A 24,732-nucleotide genomic window follows, 5' to 3' on the forward strand; every position below is an offset into this window, starting at 1 on the left:
TTTATCACTATTTTTTCCGTTCCTGGGGGGTTATAACCGCCGACAGCACCGCCGAGCTCCGGCTTCCTCCCGGTCGGCCGTTCCGGATATTTGCACGGAGGTGGACGGTGGACCCATTCCGGTTCCAGTTCGGCGGCATTATTAATACAAGTTCTGAACGGCCGACCGTTTTTGGAAAAACTGCCTGGCATTTTTTACCGGGGGCGACAATCAGGTGGTTATGAGATAAAATTATGTTCAGGACATTTCAACCTGTCGAATACACCACAGAAGCGGGGGGTAGCAACATGCAGGAGTTTGCCGGGAATGCTCTGACAACTGCCGATGTCTGCCGCAAGCTTAATGTTACGCCCCGTGAGGTTCACCGGCTGGTGGCCGAGGGCTACCTCGATGTGGTTGCTATTTCCAGGTTCAAGCACGGTGTTATGCCCCTGTTTAGCGAAGATCAGGTCGTCCGGGTACGGAAGAAGATACCCTCCATTTTAAGGGGGTGGGACCGGGAGAAAGGAGCACGATGGGGGAAGGACGCAGCCCGGGAGCGCCTGCGAAACTGGTGTGCCCTGCACCGTACCAGGGCCCGCAAGGAACGCTTTCTCCAGGCTCTTGCCGACCTGCCGGAAAAAAGCGGGAGGCTTCTCCGCGCCGCCTACTACCTTTACCACCTCAACCACTACGCCAAAGCCGGTGAGTCCTACCTCTACGACCTCAAGGAGCAGGTTCTGAAAGCCATGTCTGTCTCTTTTACCGCAGCCGATGGGCTGCAAATATACTTTATCCCCGGCCGCGATCGGATCCGCCTTTGCCCAGACTGCCGGAGGCGGGCGCGCAAGGAAAAGAGGACCTACCTGGAATTTGCTGAGATGACCGGAGGGTGCGCTCACTGCCAGAGAGATGAGGGCTACTTCAGCCTCTACGAGTTCCAGATTGCCTACGACGACCACCACTTCTGTTTTCACTCCCCTGCGCAGGTAGCGGGAAAGTGGCTGAAGGGAAAAAAACTTCCTACCAGAGAGAGTTCGGAGAGGGAGGGGGGCTATCCCTTCGGAAGACCGATTTCGGCGGGAGAAGCCGTGGCGGTAAACCTGGCCGAGGTGATCGAAGAGCTGGAGAGCTTTCTCGCTTCCCAGGGCCTTGCAGCAAAACTCATATCAGATCCACCTATCAGCAGAACGGGACAGCCAGCTGTCAGCCGCCGCTGAGGCCCTCATCTCGGATCAGTTCGGCGAGCACTGAAGCCAGACAGCGGGCAGCAACCAGTCCCTCTTGAAGGGTGTTCTTGTCGCTCCCCACCTCGACCAGGATCGCCCTCGGGGAAACGTGCTGGTTGTAGCGTCCATCCTTCAGGCGCACGCCCTTAACGATTCCCGGATACTTTTCCTCAAGGAGATTGGCGATCCTCTGGGCGAAGGCGTAGTTCTCCTGCCAGTGGGGATTGGGCAGCCGCCGGCCGTTGCTCACCACAAGCATGATCCGGGCGGACTCCTCACCATTCACGAAAACCGTCTCCTTCCTGGGTATCCCGGCATCCCTGTGGATGTCCATCAGCACCTTGAGTTCCGGGTTTTCGCTGACCAGCCTTCGAGCCGTTACCTCAGATTTAATATAGGAAGTCGGGAAGTCGGGATAATCGTGAATGGTGAGGTCGTGAATCACCTTAATTCCTTCTTGTTCCAGACAGCTGGCGATCTCCTTTCCGACCGCGCTTACCGCGCCGTTTTCCCCCTCCACCTTGCTTTTCCCGTGTAGAGGAATGTAAGTTTCTGCGTTGTGGGTATGGTAGATGGCTACCTCGCAAGGCCTGTCTTCTTCGACCATCCCCTCGCGGCTCAGCCCTCTCTCCGCCGGCTCTTCAAGGGGCTGCGCCGCCACAGCTACGGCATTCGACCAGTCAGCACTTCTGGGAAGCCCCTTTTTTAAAACGTCAGGGGGATACCAGGGGTCGACGCCGCTCAGCGCAACGAGGAAAGTGCCGGCCAGATCGCTCCCGAACTCCCCGCTCTCCGGCCCAGCCAGCCCGAAAGCCAGAACCTGCTCCAAAGAAGGGCTTTCCCCGATTCCCCAGCCGATAACACAGAAGAAGGAAAGAACGGCTACGGACAGGTAGCGGCTCAAGGCGTATCCCCTGATAGTTCTCCGGAACAAGTCAACCACCCCTTGCCTCAATCTCTACAACGCCTACATAACAACGATATTCCAGCATGTGCCAAAATATCACCGGGGAAAGCAAAATGCGCCTCGCCAGGCGGAAACAGCCGACACGCCAATCCGGCAGCCATCAGATTACCTACAGGTCGACCGAAGTTCAGACCGGCACAGCGACGACAAATTCTCATTACCAGTTTCTTTCCAATGAAACGGCTGTCCGCCAAATGGCTGCCGGGAAGGATAATCCGGAAATCCCCATACTCGCTGCCAGAAGCGTTAAAATGGGAGAATAAGGATAGCGGCCGTTACCGCTGCAGCTCAACTGCCGCAGGGGGGATGACCGACAGGACCTCTGACCCGTGTGGCCGCCATACCGGTGAGAGGCGATCGAGGAGGGAGATGTCAATACCGCTCAGGATTTCGTTGGGGCGCAGGAAATTCTTCATGAAGACCGCCACGATCTCCAATTGTGTCCGGTATTGTAAAATGGCCTGCCTTTTCAGATTTAAGTAGCACCGCTCCACCGTCAGGGTGTACCAGGTGCAGTTCCGCTTGAGAAACCTCCTGGGAGGCCTGAGGGCCTTTTTCTTCCAAAGCACGGGAGCTACCTGCCAGATCCCTGCATGGATCAGGTAAGCGAAAAGCTGCGGGATTCGGGGTTCCCCCCTGCGCTCCTGCGCCGCCGCAGTCAGTGTAAACAAAGCGCAAAAGCGGTGGTCGGGGTGAGTATCCCGGGGATGGGGAAGGAGGATCACCGTAGGCCGGAACAGCTCCATGACCTTCGCCAAATCACAGATGATGCTCTCCGCCACATAGGGAGCACCGGGAGACAACGCGTCTTCATAGGGCACCGTGCTGCAGTGTGAAAACGGTGAAGTATAGGGATATGCCCGGCTGCCGGTCCAGATCCCCTCCAAGCCGCCGTCTGGGTAGCCGAGAAAGGTGATGTCCTCTTCGGATAACCCCAGGACGCCGAGGGCGCGGCGGGCTTCCTCCATGCGCTCCCGCCCGTAGGAGAGGAAATTCTCAGGCCTGGGGCAGAGAACCCTTTGAGACAACCTGACTCCGCAGCCAAAACCATCCCCGCTGGTCAGGAACACCACGTGCACGGAGGCCTCCGCGGCGGCGCGGGCAATGGTCCCCCCCGCAGCAAGCACCTCGTCGTCGGGGTGAGGGCTGACCACCAGCAGGCGCAGCCGCGGTCCGCCTAAGTCGAGCGGTTTCAAACCGGTATTCAGTAGCGCAGAAAAAACCAGGGCGAACGCCCCCTCCGTTGGGTCCGTCAGAATTTTTTCACCACCGGCAGAACGTAAAGGCCAGGCAGGCCGGCGGGTTCAATCCTCCGCCATGAAAATACATCAAGTTAACCCGCCGGTCTGCCGCTCGAGTCCCGATTCCAGGCCGGACAGGACGACGGCTCGCTTCGGGACAGCTCTGAGATGCTGCGTAACAAGTTGCGAACTGCTTCTGCCAATCGCAGCGTTTGGCCTCGCTGCAAATCCATTCCATCGAAACTCATAAGGTGTCTGTACTCGCATCCCGACCTGTCATCCTCGCTTCGCCTGTCCTGTTACCCGGCCTTCCATGGGTCGCTCGCCGGTAGACCCGTCGGGTATTTTCATACTCTGTTGGTGCCGCCGGAGGCGGCGTGAGGGTCTGCCGGGAAGATGTGAATAACCCCATCAAAAGAACCTCTCCCTCCGGGGTTGAAATTCCCGAGAAATCGTGATAGCATCATACTTGGCTTGATTTTTCCGCACCAAAGGGGGTGAGAAAATGGCAAACACCAAATCGGCAATCAAAAGAGCAAAAACCGCCAGGAAACGGCAACTGCGCAACGCCTCCTACAAGTCGGCCATGAAGACCGCCATCAAGAAGTTCGAGGCAGCTCTGGCGGCAGGGGACAGGGAAAACTTAGAGGCAACCTACAGAAAGGCAATCCGCCTGATCGATAAGGTCGCCACAAAAGGAGTTATTCACCCCAATACCAGAGACCGGAAAAAGTCCAAGCTGGCACGGAAGCTGAACCAGGCTCTGGCCTGATGACGAATAACTTCAGCAAGAACCCCTTTCAGATCAAGGGGTTTTTTATTTCAGCGGCAGATCTCGGCAAGGAGCGACTCCAGAAGCAGAACCGGTTCCCCCTGCCCCTGTTTCACCGCCCGGTCGATCTCCAGGAGGGAATCGAGGGCTCTTTCCAGTTCGGGGAGGGTGAAGAACCGGACCTGCTGCTGCAGCTTCTTGCCGGCATAGGGGTGAACCCTCATCACCTCTGCCAGAGCGGCGGGAGAAACCCCCTCTTTCAGAAGCCAGGCCGCCTCCAGCAGCTGAAGAAAATGCCGGGAAAGGAGGGCTAAAAGGCGTACGGGAGACTCCCCTTGACCGATCAAGTCTCTCAGGATCTCCCCGGCCATCCCCCTTTTTCGGGCGGCAACCGCGTCCACCAGATCAAAGATGCTGCGCCCGATGCTGCGGCTGCCCACCTGCTGCAGGGCAGCAGTGCTGATTTCCCGCACCCGCGGCCCCAGGTAAAGAGAGACTTTTTCCAGTTCATGGCTGATGAGCGCCGGGTTGTCCCTACACGAAAAACGCAGATACTCCGCAGCGGTGCGGGTGAGCCTTTTCTGGCGCGACTCCGCCTCCGCCTGCATCCACCTTTCCAGCTCTCTTCCCTTGAGCGGGGCACACTCGACCACCCAACCGCTCTCCGCAAGCCGGTGCACCAGGCCGTCATCTTTTTTCAACCTGTGCCGGAAGACAAAAACAGCCAGCAAGCGGGGGTTCTTGATCCCCTGATAAGACTCCAGGGCAGCGGGGGAAGGGGAATCGACAACCACCATGCGCCCTCCACCCACCAGAGGAAGGGTAGTCAGGGAGATGCCGACATCCGCAGCCGGAGAGTCCTCATCCCACTCCAGGTACTCAACTGACCCCCAACACTCCTCCAGCTTTCTCCGGGCCAGCCTGATTAATTCTCGTACCAGAAACCACTCCTCTCCGTGGAGGAACATAAAAGGGGGTATTTTTCCTTCCTGAAGAGCCTTCCTGGCTTGATAGTAGCTGAAAACCGGCAATTCCGGCCCCTCCCCAGCTGAAGAAATAAACGGCGACGATCAGCAAATGGCAAAGAATTGCCCTTAAAATAATTCTACCTCCAAGCGAAATCCCCTCTATTAACCATTATCGTCCATATCGTCTAGCATCTTCAAGAAGGCCGCTGAAAGTTCTCCAAACCCCAACTGCCGGGTAGACCGGTCGATGAATTTGTAAAGCCTCTGCCTCTCATCGCTGCTCATCCCGGAGGTCATCTCTTTGATCAGGCCGAGGATCTCCCCCTCCTCCGGTAGATCCGCCTTCGGCAACAACTGTTGAAGACGGGCCAGGGCGGCCGCCTGCTCTCCGGACTGCACAGCCCCCGGAGGTGTTTTCACTCGTGCTTCAGGCTCCGGGAAGTCACCGCCTTCCTGGATCTTTCTCAGCATGGCCAGTAATTCCCCAACGTCCATCATTTATTAACCTCCCGTAAGGTCACCAAATTTTATTTTAAGTTATGCCTCCCGGGGCTGATGTTTGACTTATCTCAAAAATAAAATTGCTGGGCGGCTACCGACCGGCAAGGTGAGCTGTAGAACGGAGATGAAGGTGTGGCCCCCCTACCCCCGGCAAAACCGGGTATCAGAAGCCTTCGCCAGTCTCAGGTGGCAGAGGGGATGCTCCGTTTGCTGGGGGTATCCCTATGCAGCCCGGCAGGAAGGGCTAGCCAGGGAACGGCGCAAGTGAGATAATACTCAATGTGAGGTGAAACACCGGTGTGGATGCCTTTTATCTGGCTGGCCGCAGGCGCCCTGATCGCCCCGCACATCAAGGGATGGTCGGAACGCCTGCTCAACTATCCCCTCTTTCTGCTGCTCTTCGGGCTCGGCACCAGGATAGGGCTTAACCAGGAACTGCTGTCATCCATCCCCCGACTCGGCCTGACCTCCCTCGTCATCTGTCTCTTTTCCTCTGCGGCAAGCATCGGCCTGGTTGTTCTCTGGGGTTCGCTGTTCTCGGACGCCGACAGGGGTTCCAGAGCTGGCGGCAGGAGCTCTCAGGGGCAGGATCTGCGGCGAGAGCTGCTCTCCATCCTGGCGGTGGTTGCTTTTCTGGGAACCGGCATGGCCACCGGCTGCCTGTTGCGCCCCCCGGAGCAGCTGGTTTTACCGTTAATCAACCTGTCCCTGATCGCAATCTATGTGAGCGTGGGTGTGGGCTTGAAAGACGGCATCACGGGGCTGAAAAACATACCTGGTAAATCCCTTTACATCTTCCTTCCTCTGGTCATTACAGCGGGCAGCATCATCGGAGGAGTTCTGGCGGGTTTTCTGACCCACTCTAATCTCCGCCTCAGCGGTGCAATCGGAGGGGGAATGGGGTATTATTCCCTGACCATGGCCCTGGTATCACAGAATTCCGGAGTCGAGATGGGGTTCATCGCCTTTCTGGCCAACTTCATCAGGGAGGTGTTGACCTTTTTGCTCAGCCCCCTGCTGGTCAGAATCTCCAGCCTTGCCCCCATCGCCCTCGGCGGAGCAACGACCATGGATACCACCCTGGCCATGATGAAGCGCTGCCTAAATGAAGAGCATGCCCTCCTGGCCTTCTGCAACGGAGCAGCGCTGACCCTGATCACCCCATTTCTGCTCATCTTACTGCTCTAGCCCTCTTATCTGCAGCCTCTTCCCATCCGTCCTGAAGGTTATCGTTCCTGCTTCATCGGTGCGGAGCACTCGAGCCCCCCTTTCCTCCCAGAAGCGGATGGTGGAAAGGGCAGGGTGGCCGAAGGAATTGCGGCCGACGCTGATCACCACCACCTGAGGTCGGACGGCGTCGGCAAACTCCGGGCAAGTACTGTAGGGGCTGCCGTGATGGGGAGCCTTCAAGACGGTAGCCGCCAGGCCACCCTGCAGGCGGCCCTCCTTTGCTGCAGCCACCAGGCCGGCCATGCCTTCCTGCTCCAGGTCCCCTGTCAGCAGGAATGAGACCTCCCCGTAGACCAGGTGCAGCACCAGAGAATTGTTGTTGAGATCGCTGCGCGTTCCCCTGTAAAGCCGCTCCGGAGGGCCGAGCACTGCAATCCTCAAAGCGGGATCGAGCTTGATCTGCGCCCCGGCCCTGATCTGATAAACAGGTATCCCTTTTTCCCGCAACAGACGTTGCACCTCGAGAGTTAAAGGTGTTGGATGTTCCAGAGGCGGAACGACAAATCCCCCCACCTGAACGTTCCTTAATACGGCAGGTATCCCTCCCAGATGGTCTTCATGGGGGTGGGAATTCACGACCAGGTCGAGGCGGCGGATCCCTGCGCGCCAGAGGGCGGGAACCACGATCTCCCTGCCGGGATCGAATGTCGAGCTGCCGTAGGTAGGGCTCCCCCCGGCATCGATCAGCATGCTGCGCCCGCCCGGCGTCCGCACCAAAACGGCGTCCCCCTGTCCGACGTCGAGAAAAGTCACCTCGAGCTGCTGTGATCGGTACCCCGGCACCCAACACATGAAAAGCAGGCACAGCACCAGGCCGCAGAAGAAAGGCAGCGTCCAGCGGGAGGGAAAAGAGCGAAAGCGGAAATGAGGGAAAGAAACCGTAAAACCGTGCTGAAGGCTCCAGCCGAACAAAACCAGCAGCAGGAACCAGACGGCAACAACCCACCAGGGAGAATGCGGAACGGCAAAGGCCGCACCGGGAATACCCGCCGCCAGCCGGACAAGCCACTTAATGGGATAGGAGAGCGCCCCCGCAGAGACCAAGAAGGGGCTGCCAGCGGCAGGGGCAGCCAGGGCCAGAACCGCACCGGCGATCCCCAAAAATAAGGCCAGCCCCGCCAGAGGCACAACCAGAACGTTGGCAAACAGCCCGAGAACTGCCACCTGCTGAAAATAGAGAGCAGTCAAAGGGAGGGTTGCGAGCTGAGCGGCCACGGGCACCGTTACCACCTCCCGCAATAGAGGAGGAAACGGCAGCTTGTCTCCTAAAGGAGCCGCCAGGTAGAGGATTCCCCAGGTGGCGGCAAAAGAGAGCTGAAACCCAGGCTCGAAAAGGGCAGCCGGGTCGGCAAGGAGAACGGCCAGAGCAGCCAGCGCCAGGGAAGCGGTATGATCCTTGCGCTGCCGGCAGTAGTGGGCACCAAGACCTACAGTGGCCATCACCGCTGCCCTGGTCACGGGCGGGGCAAAGTCGATCACTGCTGCGTAACCCCAGACACCGGAAGCAACGAGGAGAAAGGAGGCGCCGCGGCCGAGCCGCAGTATTCCCGACAGAGCAAGCAAAAAAGCAAAAATAAAGCCCATGTGGAGGCCGGAAACGGAGAAAAGGTGCATCACCCCGGTGCGCTGGTAGATCTCCCTGTCGTCGGCTGTGATACCCTCCCGGGAACCGAAAAGGATCCCTTCCAGAAAGAGCGACTGGTCCCGAGGCAGGGCTTCTCTGATTCCATCCGCCAGGCGCAGACGTGCCAGTGCCGGCCCTCTTTTTAACAGGTAGTACAAACCTTTTTCCCTTTCGGGGAGAACCTGTGGCAAATACAACGCCCGCAATTCGGCCAAAATCCCCCGCCGAGCCAGGTAGGATCTGTAATCGAACTCCCCCTCATCCTGCGCCGTCGAGGGCAGCCTCAGTGTGCCCTCAGCCCTTACTCTGTCCCCCGGCAGAATTCCCGCACCCTCAGCAGAAAAGCTCTGTGCTGCCTTCTCAAGGGAAAAATCCTCTTTCTCGGAATAAAACACAACCTGAATTTTTCCCGGCCCCCGCCATTCTTCCGCACCCAGCACCACAACAGGATCATCGAGCACCAGGACCACCCGGTTGGGGTAGAAGGCAGGCGCGGCCGCAACAACGCCTTCTACTCTCACGTAATGATCAACAAAGGACTCCAGTGAAGGAGGGAAGGGTACCTTCCCCATCCCTACCCAGGAGCACCCCATGGCCATAAAAAAAAGGGGTAGGAAGTAATAAGAACCCCTTTTCCCCTTCAGGTAAGACCATACTCCCCCGACCAGGAAAACCAGAGCGGCTACCAGAGCCATCGGAGGAGTAGAGGTGTTGCAACAAAACTCGCCCAGAACAACCCCTACTGCAAAAGCACAGGCAACAACGACGACAGGCGACACCCAGGCCCCCTCCCTCTTCCAGGACTATTCTCCATCTCTGCGGAAAATCCTTGTAGAAGGGAACCGGCCGTTAGCCGCCGTTATTGTGGGCGCTCCCCCAGGGTTACGGCGACATTGATGGTCTTCCCGTTGCGCACAACCGACAGCTGCACCCTCTTCCCGGGCCCCGCCTCACGGGCCAGATCCAGGAGGTCTCCTGTGGACTGGAGCTTTTTCCCATTCCAGGCGATGATTACATCCCCCTGCTGCAATCCGGCACGCTCCGCCGGGCTTCCGGAAACCACCCCCCTGATCACGACCCCCTCCGCACCGGAAAGGCCAAAGTAGTCGGCCAGGGTAGGTGTGAGATCCTGGATTTCCACTCCAAGCCAGCCCCGCACTACCCTGCCCTTCTTGATCAGGTCGTCCAGCACACTCTGCACCGTATCGCTGGGGACGGCAAAACCGATTCCCTGCGCCTCGGCGCTGACTGCGGTGTTGATCCCGATCACCTCACCCTTCAGGTTGAGCAGCGGCCCACCGCTGTTGCCCGGGTTGATCGAGGCATCGGTCTGCAGGAGATTACGGTAGCTGCGGTCCTCCACGGTGATCGGACGCCCTTTGGCGCTGATCACCCCGACCGTCACCGTGTGATCAAGGCCATAAGGGTTACCGATAGCGATAACCCAGTTGCCCACCTCGATGTCGTTAGAGCTGCCCAGCTTGAGAGTCGGCAGGTTATTTCCGGCATCGACCTTCAAAACCGCCAGATCGAGCTCCCGGTCTGCTCCTACAACACGGGCGGGCACCGGACGGCTTCTCCCCACTATGCTGACGTTGATCACCTCAGCACCTTCAATCACGTGCTCGTTGGTGAGGATGTAGCCATCGGAGGTGATGATGAAACCGGATCCCAATCCCTGCTGCACCCTCGTCCTGGGGGCAAAATCAAATTGTTGGCCGAAGAACTCCCGAAAGAAGGGGTCGTTAAAAAAGGGGTCGTACCGCTGGGAAGTGGTTTGGACCTGGGTCTCAATTTTTACCACGGCAGGCCCAGCCTTTTTCACTATATCCGCGATGGTATTCGGCCCGACACCGGGAAGCTCAACCGAATCCGCCTCCCCTCCGGAGTCCTCCTGAGGGTTTTGCAGGGCGGCCAACACTGGTGTCAGCCAGTTATTCCCCGAGGCAAACAAGATTCCTCCGGTAAATGCAATCCCGGCCAGAAAAGCCACCAAAACCACAACCACCAGAAGCCTACTCTTCCTCATCACGCGCTCCCTCCCGTTTGCTGTTTGGCATTATCCCCCAACTTCCCATCTTCACCCTGCTTGTCGCTCTTCTCTGCAGCGGCATCATCCCGCTTTTCATTACCCTTGGGGGTATCGCTTGAAGGTGAATTGACAGGAGAGGTATTCTTGCTGCCGGCAACCTGCTGGGGATTCTCCCGGCTGATCTCATCCCAGACGCGCTGCAAACCGCTCGAGGCCTTGCGGAACTCGCGCACCGCCTTGCCGAGCGTCCGAGCCACCTCCGGCATCTTCCCCGGCCCGAAAACAATAAGGACAATTATCAGGATCAGCAACAGCTCCATCGGCCCGATATTGAGCATCAACTTCACCCCGGCTCTATTATACCTCTCGATCCCAACGCCGGACAAGAATCAACTGTTTCCCGGGAAAAAGGCGAAAAATCATGGCCTGACGGATCACAACAGGGAAACAACGGCAATAGCATCGATCAACCGCCGGCCAAACCGCCTTAATAAAAAACCCTGCCGCTAACGCGACAGGGAACCGGCAACTGCTTCCCTTCACCAAGAAAGTTATTCTTTCTCCTTCTTCCCCTTAGCAATATGAACTTCCACAGCCTTTGTATAGAAAGGCGGACGCCACTTGTTGAAGGAGTTTATAGCATCCTTGTTGCAGGCCTCAACACAGACATTGCAGACAATGCAACGCGCCGGATGAAAGATCAGTTCCTTCTTCTCTTTATTGATCTCAATGGCATCGGCCGGACAGCGCCGGGCACAGTTCCCGCACAGAATACACTTTTCATCATTAAACTCGATGTGCCCTCGCACCCCGGGCGCAGGCTCCCGTACCTGGACGGGATACATTCTGGTGGCCGGCCCGCCGAAAAAGTTGCGAATAACTGTAGGCAGCATCACTGGCATTATGCTCCACCTCCTTTTTAATTCCACCGCTACCTTTCGGTGCAACTGATGCACGGATCAATGGAAAGGACAATAATCGGAACATCAGCCAGTTCGCATCCGGGCAACATCACCAGTAGAGACGGAATATTGGCATAGGTCGGTGTCCGCACACGCAGGCGTTCCAGGTTACGGGTACCGTTTCCTTTAGCGTAGTAGAAAACCTCACCTCTCGGCTGTTCCGCTCGGAAAACAGCTTCATTGGCCGGCGGGTTTCCTTTCGGCCGAACGCTGATCTCCCCTTCCGGCATCTTGCTCAGGGCTTCCAGCTGCAGGTCGATGGCCTGGAGGGTCTCCCGAGCCCGCACGAGGGCCCGTGCATAGCTGTCTCCGTCTGTCTCCACGATGGGTTCAAATCCCAGCTCGCCGTATGCCTGGTACCCCTGCATCCGGCAGTCTTCCTTGACCCCCGATGCCCTCAGGTGCGGCCCAGCACATCCGAGCTGAATGGCCTGCTCTTTGGTCAGGACTCCCTTTCCGACCGTACGCGCTTTGACGGTGTAGTCAGTAGCCAGGACGTTGATCAGGTCCCCGGCTTCCTTTTTGATCTCCATGAGGACCTTTTCGCAGATCTTCTTCTGCTCCTCATTGATGTCGCGGCGGACACCCCCCACAATCGAAACCGACTGGGTGACGCGGTGCCCCGCCGTCAGCTCCATCAGGTCGAGGATTTTTTCCCTGATCCGCCAGAACTGCATGAACATGCTTTCAAAACCAAAGGCATCGGCAAGCAGCCCCAGCCAGAGCAGATGGCTGTGCGTTCTGCTCATCTCCGAAAAGATAGTGCGCAAGTATTTGGCACGAGGCGGTATCTCCATCGGCCAGAGCCTTTCCACAACCTCGCAGTAGCTTATCCCGTGGATGCAGCTGCAGATACCGCAGATGCGCTCACACAGGTGGATATTCTTCGGGTAATCGTTCAGCTCGCAGGCCTTCTCAATCCCGCGGTGTCCGTAACCGATGGCCGGCACAACCTCAACCACTTTTTCATCCTCATAGGTTATCTTCAACTGAATCGGTTCCGGAAGTACCGGGTGCTGCGGGCCGAATGGTGCAATCGTGCGCGGTGCCATTTACTTGCCCCCCTTTCCGCCAGCGGCCCGATCCTTCAGCATTGGCAGCACCGGGCTGTCCTTGCCTAAGAGCATATGGCCGCCGAAGTCAATGGCCATCCCCTTAACCTTCAATCCGAAGAGCTCCGACATCTCGTTTTCAATGAGAACGGCGGTGAGGTAGATCCCCGTGATGCTGGGAACTTCCTCATCTTTGCCGACTACAATCCTCAGGCCTGCCATATCCATACCCGGGCTGTAGTTGAAATAATAGGTGACTTCCAGATTATCACCCAGGTCGCTGCAGACGGCGGTCACAAACCGGGCCTTGGCGTCGGCAAACTTTTGAACCTCTTTTAAAAGGTCGTCCTTGCCGATTTCTTTGATGTTCTCGATCATTTCGCCACCCCCACTGCTTTCGCCAGTTTTTGCAGGGCCAGCACCACACCGTCAATGATAGCTTCGGGACGCGCCGCACAGCCCGGCACATAGACGTCAACCGGCAGCACCTTGTCAACACCGCCCAGGATGTTATAGCAGTTATGGAAGACTCCGCCGCTGCAGGCGCAGGTGCCGACAGCAATCACCATCTTCGGATCTGGTACCTGGGAATAGAGGTTTTTCAAGACCCTGGCAGTGCGGTAATTGACGGGCCCGGTAACAACCAGAACATCCGCGTGCTTCGGGTTGCCCATGTTGACCATCCCAAAACGCTCCACATCATAGAGGGGTGTTAAACAGGCCAGCACCTCAATATCACAGCCGTTGCAAGAGCTGTTGTCAAAGTGCAGAATCCACGGAGACTTAATCTGCGAAGCTCGAATAATACCCATTTAAGACACCCCCTTCATGAAATACAAATAGGCGATATTCAGAATGCAGAGCACCAGACCGACGGCCCAGGTAAACCTCACCATCCAGCCGGCGGTCATACGGGCATTGATGTTGTCAATAATGAGCTCCAACACAAATGCCGCCAGGGCGATAAGTATCTCCACCCAGAGCGGGTTCGCCCAGAACAGGGCGATCAGCCCGAGCACCAGCACCAGCTCATACCATTCGGTAAGTGTGACCAGGGCGTAATAGGGGCCGGAAATCTCCGTCATGATCCCCTTCACCAGCTCCTGGTGGCCGTGATGGGAAGTCGAGATGTCAAATGGTGACTTCCGCATCTTGATTGTCAGCACCACCAACAGGGCAATGAAGATCGGCCAGAGCTTCGCCAGCAGCGGTGTCGAGCTCTCGAAGATCTCGCTGATCATGAAGCTCCCGTTCGTTGCAAAGACTCCCAGCGCCATCAGGAGCAGAACCGGTTCATAGGCAAGGATCTGCAACAGCTCGCGGTTCGCACCGAAGTGGCTGTACGGGGACTTGCAGCTGAATCCCGCCAGCACAAAGCTGATCCCGGCAAAACCGAGCAGGAACACCAAGAGCAGCAGGTCCTGCTTGAGCACCAGCATTACCAGAGCGGCAATCATAAAGATCAGATAACCGTAAAGCCAGATGAACTGTGTCCTGCTGGTAGCGATCCTGGTTTTACCGAGCAGCTTGAAGAAGTCGTAAAACGGCTGAATCAACGGAGGGCCGTAGCGCCCCTGCAGTCTGGCCGTAATCTTTCTGTCGATACCGGCCAGCAAACCGCCGATCAACGGAGCAACGATAATGGCGACGATCGCTATCCATACCTGGTTCATAAGCCCACCCCCAGCACAATGCCGAACATGATGACGAGCAGGGCGATGGCAACAGTATAGACCCACGGATCCAACGCCTTTTCTCCAAGGGCATCCTTAAAGTAATATCCGCCCAGCTGAAGCTTGGCTTTTTCGTCACCGGCGCTGATCCACTCGTCGGTGTCCGTACTATCGCCCACCTGCTCACCGCACAGGTAAACAGGCCGGAGTTCCTGCGGCTTCAAACCGATCACGAGCAGCGGCATGACTATGGCCACTGCAAAGACAATAAACAGCGGCCACACCGGGTAGGACCCTAAAAGTTCCACGCCCACCCTGGAGAAGGCAGCCGCCCCTCCCGGCAGCACGATATTCCAGCCCTCTGTGAACACATTACCGATGGCGATAACATTGTTAACGGCGAACTGGACAAACTTCTCATAAACAGGCGCCACACCGATGCCGAATACGAAAATGCCGAGAACCAAAACCCATAAGGGCACAGAATAGCTCAGAGACAGCGACTCCAGCTTCCTACCCAGCCGCGGCAGAACCTGCAGGAGCCTCCCCAGCCACTTCGCCCAGAAGACCATGGTGGCGGCACTGGCCAGGATAAAGAGAAATGCTGCCAGCGGAATCAGATATGCAGCCTCCAGGGCCATCCACTTGCCGAGCAGCATTCCGAAGGGAGGCAGAAACATAGACAGCATGCCGATGGCGGTAATGAATGTGGTCAGCGGAGCCTTCTCGGCCAGACCCTCCATATCCTCGATCTCCCGGCTCCAGATCAGGTGCTCGATGGTACCGGCGCACAGAAAGAGAAGTCCCTTGGAGATGGCGTGGAAGATGATCAGCAGGATCCCCGCCGCTATGGAAAGCTCAGTATTGATACCGGCGCACGCAATTATCAAGCCCAGGTTGGCGATAGTCGAGTAGGCCAGGACACGCTTACCTGTAGTCTGGCTGATCGCCAGCACGGATGCCGCAAAGAAGGTAAAAGCTCCACAGATGGCTACCATAATCCCCAAAAGAGGATTAAAGGCAGGAGCAAGCCTGAGCACCAGGTAGACTCCGGCTTTGACCATCGTGCTGGAGTGGAGCAATGCAGAAACCGGTGTCGGCGCCACCATCGCTCCCAGCAGCCAGGTTTGGAAGGGCATCTGGGCGGCCTTGATCATACCGGTGAAGCACAGCAAAGCCACCGGCAACAAGAGCAGCACCTCTGCTCCACCGGACTGGATAATAGTACTGACCGTCAGGTATTCCACGTCGCCGCCATAGGTTTGATAGAGATAGATCATGGCCAGAACCATGGCGGTACCGCCGATGGAGTTCATCCACAGCGCCCGGGCACCGTTGTTGATTGCCTCTTTGGTGAGGTCGTGAGCGATCAACTGGAAGCAGCAGAGCGTGGTGACCTCCCAGAAGAAGTACAGCCACATCAGGTTGTTGGCCATAACCAGGCCGTTCATCGCGCCCAGGAACATTACCAGCCAGAAGAGGAAGCGGGACTGACGGGACTTTTCCAGGTTCAAATGATGCTCATGGTCGAACATGTAGCGGATGGCATAGACGCAGATGAGAGAACCGATGATCGAAATAACCAGCACCATCACAACGGAAAGCTGGTCGATCACGAAAGCCGGTTTGATCTCCTCCAGAGCTTTGCTCGCCCCCATCCCGAACTCCCACCAGGCCAGCGGTACGATCTGGGTCAGGGCAAAGATGAAAACGAGCCAGTTCTTCAGAGACAAACCGACGTAAATGTAGAACAGCAGCATTGCATAATCAAGAATGGTAATAATCGTACCCCACATATGGCTCTCCGGAGTATACTCCACCGGAAGTCCTATTTTTAGGAAGTAGATGGAGTTGACGATAAGCACTGCTGCCGTTAGAATTACGATTAATCCGCGCAACTGATACTGACGGATGATGAAGACGAGAATTCCTGCTATAAGTGGAAGCAATATCGCAATTGCCAACATCCACTCTAGAGTCATGTACTCTCCCCCCCTCAAAACATCCTATTTGGTTGGTAGTCGTCGCTTAGCTATCGATCCCTTCTTTAAATAAAAACACCTCCCAAGAAAAACGCTTATTCGGCAGCCTGGCAACAGCTGCCAAACAACCGGCCCCCGATCCCTCCTTTCTACCGATTTTGGCGGCACAGAAGTGCCCCTTTCTCTTTTACCGACAGCGAACCAAAACACAGTCAGTAGATTATATTCGGCGTAATTTGTAAAATTCCTGCCTGTCCTTCAAAAAAAGAGCATCCCCCCGGCGTAAGTATCATTTTAGGCCGTAAGGCAATAAAATTGCCCTGCTCAAGCGCTTATTTATCCTCTAAAGGAATGCCATTTAAATGGTTATCAGATCCTTGATCTGTTCGAAGCGTCCCGTACCGATCCCCGAGACGTTCATGAGATCTTCGGGGGTCTTAAAGGGGCCGTGGGTGCTGCGATAGTCAACAATGCGTTGAGCCAGCGTCGGCCCAATTCCCGGGAGGTTCTCCAGCTCCGCTGCCGACGCCGTATTGATATTGATCTTACCGCCGGCAATACCGGCTCCGCTCAAAGCCCCTCCGCTCCCGGCTGCCGTCCCGGAGAAAGCGGCACCAGCGGCGGTTTCCGGCGCTTCCCCAACTTTGGGGACATAGATTCTTTCACCGTCAACCAGCCGGCGCGCCAGATTGAGGCTGTCAACGTCGGCATCCGGCAGGGGCTGCGCCTCCCTCACCGCGTCGTTAACCCGGCAGCCCTCATCAAAGAAGTAAACTCCCGGTCTGCTTACGGCACCTGCAACATGAACGGCCAGGCGCTTCGCCGGCTGTTCGTCTTCCTGCTTCTTCGGTTCAATGACGGTGACCTCGGCCGCGGCCCGCGCCGCCACCCAGTTGGCATAGCGATAGCCCCCGGCAAAAAGCAGCGCCGCCGCCAACAGCAAAAGAACGGCTTGTGCTCTTCGGTTCATCTCCCACACGGTTTTCCCCCCGAATGCAGCCGACTACGATCAACGACCGCCAAAGCGGCCAGGCTTTCACCTGTGAAAAAGATTCGCCGTCTTCTCTTTCTCAAAGGCGAGCAGCCATTCTTTCAGGGCAGGCCCCCCGCCGGAATAGTAGCCGGCCCGCCCGTCGCTGCGAATGACGCGGTGGCAGGGGATGAACAAGGGCACCGGATTGGCAGCCATGGCCTGTCCCACTGCCCGGGCAGCCCGCGGCCTGCCGCAAGCGGCTGCTACCTCGCCGTAAGAACGCGCCTCTCCCGCAGGTATCGACCGAACTACCTGGTATACCTTTCTCTGCCAGGGCGTGAATTTCCTGCCGTCAAGAGGCACCGTAGCAATCGCTTGAAAGTCGCCGCTAAAATAGGCAAGCAGCGCTTCTACCGCTTGCCACAACAAGTATTCCCTCCCGCTGCCCCTTGGGTTTTGCGGCAACCTTATCCGATCCCCGCCACCTTCATTCTCCTGCAGCAGCGGCCAGGCACATTCCACCACACCAGACTCGGAAACGGTAAGGCGCGCCCGTCCGTGAGGGGTGTCTACAAAAGCCGTCAAATAATCCAGGTACACCGGCCTCACCCGCTAATCAGCGATTTAGAAAAAACCTCTGCCTACCGGCCTCGGTTACTTCACCACAAGGTTGACCAGCTTCCCGGGTACGCACACCACTTTGACCAGGTTCTTCCCCTGCAGCAGCTGGTTGATCCGGGGCTGGGCGAGCACCAATTCTTCTAATTCTCTGTTGCTCAGGCCCACCGGGACATCCAAATGGTCCCGTACCCGCCCGTTGACCTGCACTGCAATGTTGATCTCCTCTTGCTTAAGAGCCTCAGGGTCGGCCTCCGGCCACTTCTGTTCGTGAACGCTTCCCTTCCCCCCGATCGCCTCCCACAGCTCTTCGGCCAGATGAGGGGTGAAAGGAGCCAAAAGGGTAATCAGAACGGAAATCCCCTCCTTCAGCACATCCCGGTGCCACTCCTGTTCCGCCGTCCCCTCGGTATAATGGTAGAGGGCGTTTACCAGTTCCATGATGGCGCTCACAGCGGTATTGAAATTAAACCTCGTCTTGATGTCCTCTGTCACGCGCTGGATGGTCCTGTGAATAGCCCTGCGCAGCTCCCTCTCCTGGCTTCCTAAGGCCCCGGCGTCCGGGGTGTTCCCGGTATCCCTGATCACGGGGGCAAGGCTCTGCACCAGCCGCCAGACTCTGTTGATGAAACGGTAGGCACCGTCCACACCCTGGTCGCTCCAGTCCAGGTCGCGCTCGGGAGGCGCCGCAAAGAGGATGAAGAGCCGAGCGGTATCTGCTCCGTAATTCTCGATAATCTCCTCCGGGCTGACCACGTTCCCCTTGGATTTGGACATCTTGGCGCCGTCCTTGAGCACCATTCCCTGCGTCAGGAGGTTTGTGAAGGGTTCGTCGCAGGGCACCAGCCCCTGATCGTAGAGGACCTTGGTAATAAACCTGGAGTACATCAGATGCAGGATGGCGTGTTCCACACCGCCGATATACTGGTCAACCGGCATCCAGTAGCGCACCTTGCTGGAGTCGAAGGCCTGCTCCCGGTCCTGCGGGCTGCAGTAGCGCAGGAAGTACCAGGAGGAGCAGACAAAGGTATCCATGGTGTCGGTCTCCCTCCGGGCGGAGGCACCGCACCGCGGGCAGGTAGTGTTGAGAAAGTCCTCCGCTTTGAGCAAGGGGGATTCCCCGGTGGGCTCAAAGGCCACATCCTCCGGAAGCAGCACCGGCAGGTCCTCTTCCGGCACAGGGACGATCCCGCAGCGGTCGCAATAGATGATGGGAATGGGTGCCCCCCAGTAGCGCTGCCTGGAAATGAGCCAGTCGCGCAGGCGGTAGTTGACCTTCTCCCTGCCGCAGCCCTTCTCCTCGGCGAATTCCGTGATTTTCAGCCGTCCAACCTCACTGTCCAGACCGTCGAACCTGCCGGAGTTGACCATCACACCGGGACCATCATAGGCCTGCTCCAGGGTTGCGGCATCCAAATTTTTGCCCAGCGGCTGAATAACCACCCGAACCGGGAGGTTGTACTTGCGGGCGAACTCCAGATCGCGCTGATCGTGGGCGGGGACCCCCATCACCGCACCGGTGCCGTACTCGAGCAGGACGTAATTGGCAACCCAGATGGGTACTTTCTCCCCGCTGATGGGGTTGACGGCATAGGCGCCGGTGAAGACCCCCTCTTTCTCCCCTTCGGCGGAGGCGCGCTCGATCTCGCTCTGCTTTCTAACCTTCTCCACAAATTCCATCACCTGCCGGGCTTCCGCCTTGCCTCTGATCAGTTCCTCCACAAGGGGGTGCTCCGGCGCCAGGACGAGATAGGTAACGCCGAAAACGGTGTCCGGGCGAGTGGTAAAGACGGTTATCCGGCTCCCGTTTTCGGCCAGGAACTCCAGCTCCGCCCCGTGGCTTTTGCCGATCCAGTTCTCCTGCATCAGCTTCACCTTTTCCGGCCAACCGGGGAGCTTCTTCAAGTCGTCCAGGAGACGGTCAGCATAATCGGTAATCCGGAAGAACCATTGTTCCAGATCTCTGGTGGTCACCTCAGTATCACAACGCTCACAGCGACCGCCAACCACCTGCTCGTTGGCCAGCACCGTGGCGCAGGAGGGGCACCAGTTGACGGCCTGCTTCTTCCGGTAGGCCAATCCCCTGTGGTACAGCTGCAGAAAAAGCCACTGCGTCCATCGGTAGTATTCTGGGTGGCAGGTGGTCACCTCCCGTGACCAATCGTAGCTGAGCCCTAGGGAGCGCAGCTGCCTGCGCATGTTTTCGATATTCCCCCAGGTCCACTTGGCCGGAGGAATGCGGTTCTTGATGGCGGCATTCTCCGCCGGGAGGCCGAAGGCGTCCCAGCCCATGGGATGCAGGACATTATACCCGTTCATCCTGTAAAAGCGGGCGATTACATCGCCGATGGCATAATTGCGGACGTGCCCCATATGCAGGTTTCCCGAAGGATAGGGGAACATCACCAGGCAGTAGTACTTCTGCCCTGCGGCATCCTCCGTTGCCCGGAAGGCATCCGTCTCCTCCCAGCGCCGCTGCCACTTCTTCTCGATCAAGCGGAAGTTATACTTTTCCACAACACTTCACCATCCGTCATCTCTTGCTTAAGATTAAAAACCGTTATCGGCTACAGATCGCAAGCCCATCATTTCCTTTAAGACTCTTCTTTGTTAATCGAGTAGGAGGGGGCGGCTAGCCCCCGTCCTCTCACACCACCGGACATGCGGGTCCGCATCCGGCGGTTCACCAAGCTTGACGAAGAAAAGAATAGCGTTCAGGCCGCTACCTTGTCCTCCGCGAGGTGCCGCCCCGCCTCGTGCCGGAGAAGAGCTCGGCCCTCCTGCGGTCCCCCGTGGCTTCACCACTTCCTCCCGCAGGCAGGCCCCTTCCGGGGTTTTCTGCTGTCTTCGACCTTCTCGCGAACGCATCGGTCTCACCTCTGTCTTGATGTTCGGGCCTTCCCCTGGAGTTCATGTCCCCCAGGGTACTATGCCCTCTGCTGACTCCTGCCGGCTCAGCCGCGCCTTTCGCCACGGGTTACCAGCTTTGCCTGGCTTATCCGGCAGGCCTCCCCGGGTAAGAGCGTTAACCTTCACCCCGCGCCCGCCCCATATACCCCGCCGTCCTTTGGCAGCCTGGGATTTCGCTGTGTAACGCCAGCTCATCCGAACGGCTTAGCCTCTTATGGGGTTCTTGTTCATCGGGCCGTGGTTTTGCCGCCGGCTTCCTTCGGATTCCACCTCGCGATGGACACCCTTGCCCTTGGCTAGCAGACTCGTGCTGCCTCGCCTGCAGTGGACTTTCACCACCAAGTTAACGCCCATGCCGGGCGCACATCGAGTAGGAGGGGGCGGCTAGCCCCCGTCCTCTCACACCACCGGACATGCGGGTCCGCATCCGGCGGTTCACCAAGCTTGACGAAGAAAAGAATAGCATTCAGGCCGCTACCCTGTCCTCCGCGAGGTGCCGCCCCGCCTCGTGCCGGAGAAGGTCTCGGCCCTCCCGCAGTCCCCCGTGGCTTCACCACTTCCTCCCGCAGGCAGGCCCCTTCCGGGGTTTTCTGCTGTCTTCGACCTTCTCGCGAACGCATCGGTCTCACCTCTGTCTTGATGTTCGGGCCTTCCCCCAGAGTTCATGTCCCCCAGGGTACTATGCCCTCTGCTGACTCCTGCCGGTTCAGCCGCGCCTTTCGACACGGGTTACCAGCTCTACCTGGCTTATCCGGCAGGCCTCCCCGGGTAAGAGCGTTAACCTTCACCCCGCGCCCGCCCCATATACCCCGCCGTCCTTTGGCAGCCTGGGATTTCGCTGTGTAACGCCAGCTCATCCGAACGGCGTAGCCTCTTATGGGGTTCTTGTTCATCAGGCCGTGGTTTTGCCGCCGGCTTCCTTCGGATTCCACCTCGCGATGGACACCCTTGCCCTTGGCTAGCAGACTCGTGCTGCCTCGCCTGCAGTGGACTTTCACCACCAAGTTAACGCCCATGCCGGGCGCACATCGAGTAGGAGGGGGCGGCTAGCCCCCGTCCTCTCACACCACCGGACATGCGGGTCCGCATCCGGCGGTTCACCAAGCTTGACGAAGAAAAGAATAGCATTCAGGCCGCTACCCTGTCCTCCGCGAGGTGCCGCCCCGCCTCGTGCCGGAGAAGGTCTCGGCCCTCCCGCAGTCCCCCGTGGCTTCACCACTTCCTCCCGCAGGCAGGCCCCTTCCGGGGTTTTCTGCTGTCTTCGACCTTCTCGCGAACGCATCGGTCTCACCTCTGTCTTGATGTTCGGGCCTTCCCCCAGAGTTCATGTCCCCCAGGGTACTATGCCCTCTGCTGACTCCTGCCGGTTCAGCCGCGCCTTTCGACACGGGTTACCAGCTCTACCTGGCTTATCCGGCAGGCCTCCCCGGGTAAGAGCGTTAACCTTCACCCCGCGCCCGCCCCATATACCCCGCCGTCCTTTGGCAGCCTGGGATTTCGCTGTGTAACGCCAGCTCATCCGAACGGCGTAGCCTCTTATGGGGTTCTTGTTCATCAGGCCGTGGTTTTGCCGCCGGCTTCCTTCGGATTCCACCTCGCGATGGACACCCTTGCCCTTGGCTAGCAGACTCGTGCTGCCTCGCCTGCAGTGGACTTTCACCACCAAGTTAACGCCCATGCCGGGCGCACATCGAGTAGGAGGGGGCGGCTAGCCCCCGTCCTCTCACACCACCGGACATGCGGGTCCGCATCCGGCGGTTCACCAAGCTTGACGAAGAAAAGAATAGCATTCAGGCCGCTACCCTGTCCTCCGCGAGGTGCCGCCCCGCCTCGTGCCGGAGAAGGTCTCGGCCCTCCCGCAGTCCCCCGTGGCTTCACCACTTCCTCCCGCAGGCAGGCCCCTTCCGGGGTTTTCTGCTGTCTTCGACCTTCTCGCGAACGCATCGGTCTCACCTCTGTCTTGATGTTCGGGCCTTCCCCCAGAGTTCATGTCCCCCAGGGTACTATGCCCTCTGCTGACTCCTGCCGGTTCAGCCGCGCCTTTCGACACGGGTTACCAGCTCTACCTGGCTTATCCGGCAGGCCTCCCCGGGTAAGAGCGTTAACCTTCACCCCGCGCCCGCCCCATATACCCCGCCGTCCTTTGGCAGCCTGGGATTTCGCTGTGTAACGCCAGCTCATCCGAACGGCGTAGCCTCTTATGGGGTTCTTGTTCATCAGGCCGTGGTTTTGCCGCCGGCTTCCTTCGGATTCCACCTCGCGATGGACACCCTTGCCCTTGGCTAGCAGACTCGTGCTGCCTCGCCTGCAGTGGACTTTCACCACCAAGTTAACGCCCATGCCGGGCGCACATTGAAAACTCCCGCCCCTCAGTCAGGGACGGGAGTTTTTCCCGTGGTACCACCCAGCTTGGCAAATAAATGGTGGAGCTGGCGGGAATCGAACCCGCGACCTCTTCCATGCCAAGGAAGCGCGCTCCCGCTGCGCCACAGCCCCATCTATTTACCCACTCGATTATTGCAGTTAACGCCTGCCGACGGTAGCGGCTACACGAAGTTCACCGCTACTGCTCCCGGGCGAGTTCGACCCCCGGCATGCCACCGGCTCCCACCTCGTTCCACCGGCTCTCTGAAGGCCGCCAGGAGTGGTCTACTACTCCCGTTCCTCGCATTTACTGATGACATTATATGAAATATAACGCCTTATGTCAACAGTCAATTCGCCACCATTTGCAGAACGACCAATTCCTCCACAATTTAAACCTAACTGCACCTCATCCGCACAACTCATTGAACTTCTTCAAGAGAGCTGAACATCCCCGCCATCCAACTTTTTTGTTAACATTTTTAGGACCTTAGAAGGAACTTGTTCAACAACATCGTATTAGTAAAATTAGACAGCAAAACCGATAATTCGATCCGAGAAAGGCAAAACCGTCGAAAGACGGCGGCGCAAAACTAGAGGGGCTACAGCGGTTGCTCCGCCAGGCCAGCCAGTTGCCGGTTCCTGATTAAGATCAGAGAAGGGCCTGAACTGCGCTGTACGTTGAGATCGGGCCCTCTCTTTTGAAACCGTTTTCTTCTGGAGGTCAAAAATTGAACAGGAAGAAATTTCAACTTTTCCTCATCAGTCTGGCTTTAGCATTCACCGCCGTTCTGTCCAGCGGCATCCCGGCAGAAGGCACCTACAGCATCGGTTTTCGAACGGCTTCAATCGAGATCACAAAGCCCGTTGCCAGCGGTGTGTCCTGCGACGGCATCCTCCAAACGGAGGGAAAATCGGACCTTCAGCAGGTCTGGTTCTGTCTGCGGGGCCCTGAGGGGGAAATCGCCACTTACCCCGTTCCCGTCAGCAACGGCCGCTTTCAGGCGAACATTCACCTCCGTTTCGGCCCGGGCACCTACACCGTCTGGGCAGGGGACAATCCCTACCACTTCGACGGCAAGATCAGGTTTCTGGTAGAAAACAGGTCACAGTCCGATACGAGGTACCTTGCACCCTCGGCCTACGTTGACAGCGATAATGGAAAGGTCGCCGCCCTGGCCTCTGCCCTGGCCAATGCCCGTTTGACTGACAGAGAAAAACTGGAGGCCATCTACGATTGGGTGACCGGAAACATCAGCTACGATTACTGTGCTTACAAAAGCGGCCGCAACCTTCTGGTCAAAGCCAGCACGACGCTGGAGAAGAAGACCGGAACCTGCCGTGACTATTCCTTCGTTGTGGCCGCCCTGGCCCGGGCGGCCGGTTTGCCCGCCCGGGTGATCTACGGCAAGGTTTTTGACAGCGATGCTAAGGTATGGTATGACCACGCCTGGAATGAGGTATACGCCGATGGGCGCTGGATTGTCCTGGATGCCACCCGGGATGCAGGCTATGTCTCAAACGGACGCTTTGTCCCCGCTCCTTCTCGGAAACACTTCGATCTAACCGATGAAGCATACAGCAGATACTACAGCAACCAGACCTATACAATCCACTAACTGGATCTCAGAAAATAAGACGGCGCCGCCTCCTGG

General features: G+C 57.8%; 21 protein-coding genes, 1 tRNA gene and 1 riboswitch. Of the genes, 5 read left to right on the forward strand and 17 right to left on the reverse strand.

Annotated elements, in window-relative coordinates; translation table 11 throughout:
* The first annotated feature begins 233 nt into the window (after positions 1 to 233).
* The gene (locus tag TPH_RS10505) at positions 234 to 1,199 is read left to right on the forward strand and encodes a hypothetical protein (RefSeq protein ID WP_148275903.1); all 966 of its coding nucleotides are present in this window, start codon (positions 234 to 236) and stop codon (positions 1,197 to 1,199) included.
* Here TPH_RS10505 and spoIIP read toward each other — a convergent pair.
* Positions 1,186 to 2,142 carry a stage II sporulation protein P gene (gene spoIIP, locus TPH_RS10510; RefSeq protein WP_049886119.1) on the reverse strand — a complete coding sequence of 319 codons (957 nt, stop codon included), beginning with the start codon at positions 2,140 to 2,142 and terminating at the stop codon, positions 1,186 to 1,188. The two genes, TPH_RS10505 and spoIIP, sit on opposite strands and share 14 nt — an antisense overlap.
* A gap of 86 nt (positions 2,143 to 2,228) precedes the next feature.
* On the opposite strand from spoIIP, the gene TPH_RS10515 reads away from it, so the two are divergent.
* Positions 2,229 to 2,438, forward strand: a complete 210-nt coding sequence (locus TPH_RS10515) for a hypothetical protein (protein ID WP_015051191.1) — start codon at positions 2,229 to 2,231, stop codon at positions 2,436 to 2,438.
* A 12-nt stretch (positions 2,439 to 2,450) separates the two neighbouring features.
* Here TPH_RS10515 and TPH_RS10520 read toward each other — a convergent pair whose 3' ends face one another.
* Complete coding sequence (locus TPH_RS10520) at positions 2,451 to 3,371, reverse strand: PIG-L deacetylase family protein (RefSeq protein ID WP_015051192.1); 921 nt, start codon at positions 3,369 to 3,371, stop codon at positions 2,451 to 2,453.
* A 550-nt stretch (positions 3,372 to 3,921) separates the two neighbouring features.
* Between TPH_RS10520 and rpsT the strand changes: the two genes are divergently transcribed.
* Positions 3,922 to 4,188, forward strand: a complete 267-nt coding sequence (gene rpsT, locus TPH_RS10525) for a 30S ribosomal protein S20 (RefSeq protein ID WP_015051193.1) — start codon at positions 3,922 to 3,924, stop codon at positions 4,186 to 4,188.
* A 50-nt stretch (positions 4,189 to 4,238) separates the two neighbouring features.
* Here the strand turns inward: rpsT and holA are convergent, their stop codons facing one another.
* Positions 4,239 to 5,219 carry a DNA polymerase III subunit delta gene (gene holA / locus TPH_RS10530; RefSeq protein ID WP_015051194.1) on the reverse strand — a complete coding sequence of 327 codons (981 nt, stop codon included), beginning with the start codon at positions 5,217 to 5,219 and terminating at the stop codon, positions 4,239 to 4,241.
* Positions 5,220 to 5,318: 99 nt separating this feature from the next.
* A complete protein-coding gene (locus TPH_RS10535) occupies positions 5,319 to 5,654 on the reverse strand; it encodes a hypothetical protein (protein WP_015051195.1) in 336 nt (111 codons plus the stop codon).
* 306 nt (positions 5,655 to 5,960) lie between these two features.
* On the opposite strand from TPH_RS10535, the gene TPH_RS10540 reads away from it, so the two are divergent.
* Positions 5,961 to 6,845, forward strand: a complete 885-nt coding sequence (locus tag TPH_RS10540; RefSeq protein ID WP_236608875.1) for a lysine exporter LysO family protein — start codon at positions 5,961 to 5,963, stop codon at positions 6,843 to 6,845.
* Here TPH_RS10540 and TPH_RS10545 read toward each other — a convergent pair.
* The 13 genes from TPH_RS10545 to TPH_RS10625 form a co-directional block, all read right to left on the reverse strand.
* Entirely contained in the window at positions 6,834 to 9,290 is a 2,457-nt protein-coding gene (locus tag TPH_RS10545) for a DNA internalization-related competence protein ComEC/Rec2 (protein ID WP_015051197.1), read from the reverse strand. The genes TPH_RS10540 and TPH_RS10545 overlap by 12 nt on opposite strands.
* Before the next feature lie 80 nt (positions 9,291 to 9,370).
* Positions 9,371 to 10,540 (reverse strand): trypsin-like peptidase domain-containing protein, encoded by a 1,170-nt coding sequence (locus TPH_RS10550; RefSeq protein ID WP_015051198.1) that lies wholly within the window; start codon positions 10,538 to 10,540, stop codon positions 9,371 to 9,373.
* Positions 10,540 to 10,881, reverse strand: coding sequence for a twin-arginine translocase TatA/TatE family subunit (tatA, locus tag TPH_RS16580; protein ID WP_081578722.1), 342 nt, complete (start codon positions 10,879 to 10,881; stop codon positions 10,540 to 10,542). Before tatA ends, TPH_RS10550 begins: the two co-directional genes overlap by 1 nt.
* 213 nt (positions 10,882 to 11,094) lie before the next feature.
* Positions 11,095 to 11,445 (reverse strand): 4Fe-4S dicluster domain-containing protein, encoded by a 351-nt coding sequence (locus TPH_RS10560; protein ID WP_015051200.1) that lies wholly within the window; start codon positions 11,443 to 11,445, stop codon positions 11,095 to 11,097.
* 29 nt (positions 11,446 to 11,474) lie between these two features.
* Positions 11,475 to 12,557 (reverse strand): hydrogenase large subunit, encoded by a 1,083-nt coding sequence (locus TPH_RS10565; protein ID WP_015051201.1) that lies wholly within the window; start codon positions 12,555 to 12,557, stop codon positions 11,475 to 11,477.
* Entirely contained in the window at positions 12,558 to 12,935 is a 378-nt protein-coding gene (locus TPH_RS10570) for an NADH-quinone oxidoreductase subunit C (RefSeq protein ID WP_015051202.1), read from the reverse strand.
* A complete protein-coding gene (locus TPH_RS15170; RefSeq protein ID WP_015051203.1) occupies positions 12,932 to 13,369 on the reverse strand; it encodes an NADH-quinone oxidoreductase subunit B family protein in 438 nt (145 codons plus the stop codon). The genes TPH_RS10570 and TPH_RS15170 overlap by 4 nt, the downstream gene beginning before the upstream one ends.
* A complete protein-coding gene (locus tag TPH_RS10580) occupies positions 13,370 to 14,230 on the reverse strand; it encodes a respiratory chain complex I subunit 1 family protein (protein ID WP_015051204.1) in 861 nt (286 codons plus the stop codon). It abuts the gene before it with no gap.
* Positions 14,227 to 16,212 carry an NADH-quinone oxidoreductase subunit 5 family protein gene (locus tag TPH_RS10585; protein ID WP_015051205.1) on the reverse strand — a complete coding sequence of 662 codons (1,986 nt, stop codon included), beginning with the start codon at positions 16,210 to 16,212 and terminating at the stop codon, positions 14,227 to 14,229. Before TPH_RS10585 ends, TPH_RS10580 begins: the two co-directional genes overlap by 4 nt.
* Positions 16,213 to 16,570: 358 nt before the next feature.
* Entirely contained in the window at positions 16,571 to 17,182 is a 612-nt protein-coding gene (locus TPH_RS10590) for a helix-hairpin-helix domain-containing protein (RefSeq protein ID WP_236608876.1), read from the reverse strand.
* A 66-nt stretch (positions 17,183 to 17,248) separates the two neighbouring features.
* Positions 17,249 to 17,785, reverse strand: coding sequence for a methylated-DNA--[protein]-cysteine S-methyltransferase (locus tag TPH_RS10595; protein ID WP_037998912.1), 537 nt, complete (start codon positions 17,783 to 17,785; stop codon positions 17,249 to 17,251).
* 54 nt (positions 17,786 to 17,839) lie between these two features.
* Entirely contained in the window at positions 17,840 to 20,320 is a 2,481-nt protein-coding gene (gene leuS, locus TPH_RS10600; protein ID WP_015051208.1) for a leucine--tRNA ligase, read from the reverse strand.
* A gap of 2,814 nt (positions 20,321 to 23,134) precedes the next feature.
* A tRNA-Ala gene (locus tag TPH_RS10625) sits at positions 23,135 to 23,209 on the reverse strand.
* A 420-nt stretch (positions 23,210 to 23,629) separates the two neighbouring features.
* Positions 23,630 to 23,717: riboswitch (cyclic di-GMP riboswitch) on the forward strand.
* Positions 23,718 to 23,808: 91 nt separating this feature from the next.
* Between TPH_RS10625 and TPH_RS10630 the strand changes: the two genes are divergently transcribed.
* Entirely contained in the window at positions 23,809 to 24,696 is an 888-nt protein-coding gene (locus TPH_RS10630; RefSeq protein ID WP_015051209.1) for a transglutaminase domain-containing protein, read from the forward strand.
* The last annotated feature ends 36 nt before the right edge of the window (positions 24,697 to 24,732 follow it).

Origin of the sequence: Thermacetogenium phaeum DSM 12270 (genome assembly GCF_000305935.1) — a bacterium.
Taxonomy (GTDB): Bacteria; Bacillota; DSM-12270; order Thermacetogeniales; family Thermacetogeniaceae; genus Thermacetogenium; species Thermacetogenium phaeum.

Bases quoted from the DNA above. Each gene is read 5' to 3' on its own strand.
- TPH_RS10505 (WP_148275903.1), top strand. From the start codon at position 234: ATGTTCAGGACATTTCAACCTGTCGAATACACCACAGAAGCGGGGGGT.
- TPH_RS10515 (WP_015051191.1), top strand. From the start codon at position 2,229: ATGCGCCTCGCCAGGCGGAAACAGCCGACACGCCAATCCGGCAGCCAT.
- rpsT (WP_015051193.1), top strand. From the start codon at position 3,922: ATGGCAAACACCAAATCGGCAATCAAAAGAGCAAAAACCGCCAGGAAA.
- TPH_RS10535 (WP_015051195.1), bottom strand. From the start codon at position 5,654: ATGATGGACGTTGGGGAATTACTGGCCATGCTGAGAAAGATCCAGGAA.
- TPH_RS10540 (WP_236608875.1), top strand. From the start codon at position 5,961: ATGCCTTTTATCTGGCTGGCCGCAGGCGCCCTGATCGCCCCGCACATC.
- TPH_RS10550 (WP_015051198.1), bottom strand. From the start codon at position 10,540: ATGAGGAAGAGTAGGCTTCTGGTGGTTGTGGTTTTGGTGGCTTTTCTG.
- tatA (WP_081578722.1), bottom strand. From the start codon at position 10,881: ATGCTCAATATCGGGCCGATGGAGCTGTTGCTGATCCTGATAATTGTC.
- TPH_RS10560 (WP_015051200.1), bottom strand. From the start codon at position 11,445: ATGCCAGTGATGCTGCCTACAGTTATTCGCAACTTTTTCGGCGGGCCG.
- TPH_RS10565 (WP_015051201.1), bottom strand. From the start codon at position 12,557: ATGGCACCGCGCACGATTGCACCATTCGGCCCGCAGCACCCGGTACTT.
- TPH_RS10570 (WP_015051202.1), bottom strand. From the start codon at position 12,935: ATGATCGAGAACATCAAAGAAATCGGCAAGGACGACCTTTTAAAAGAG.
- TPH_RS15170 (WP_015051203.1), bottom strand. From the start codon at position 13,369: ATGGGTATTATTCGAGCTTCGCAGATTAAGTCTCCGTGGATTCTGCAC.
- TPH_RS10580 (WP_015051204.1), bottom strand. From the start codon at position 14,230: ATGAACCAGGTATGGATAGCGATCGTCGCCATTATCGTTGCTCCGTTG.
- TPH_RS10585 (WP_015051205.1), bottom strand. From the start codon at position 16,212: ATGACTCTAGAGTGGATGTTGGCAATTGCGATATTGCTTCCACTTATA.
- TPH_RS10590 (WP_236608876.1), bottom strand. From the start codon at position 17,182: ATGAACCGAAGAGCACAAGCCGTTCTTTTGCTGTTGGCGGCGGCGCTG.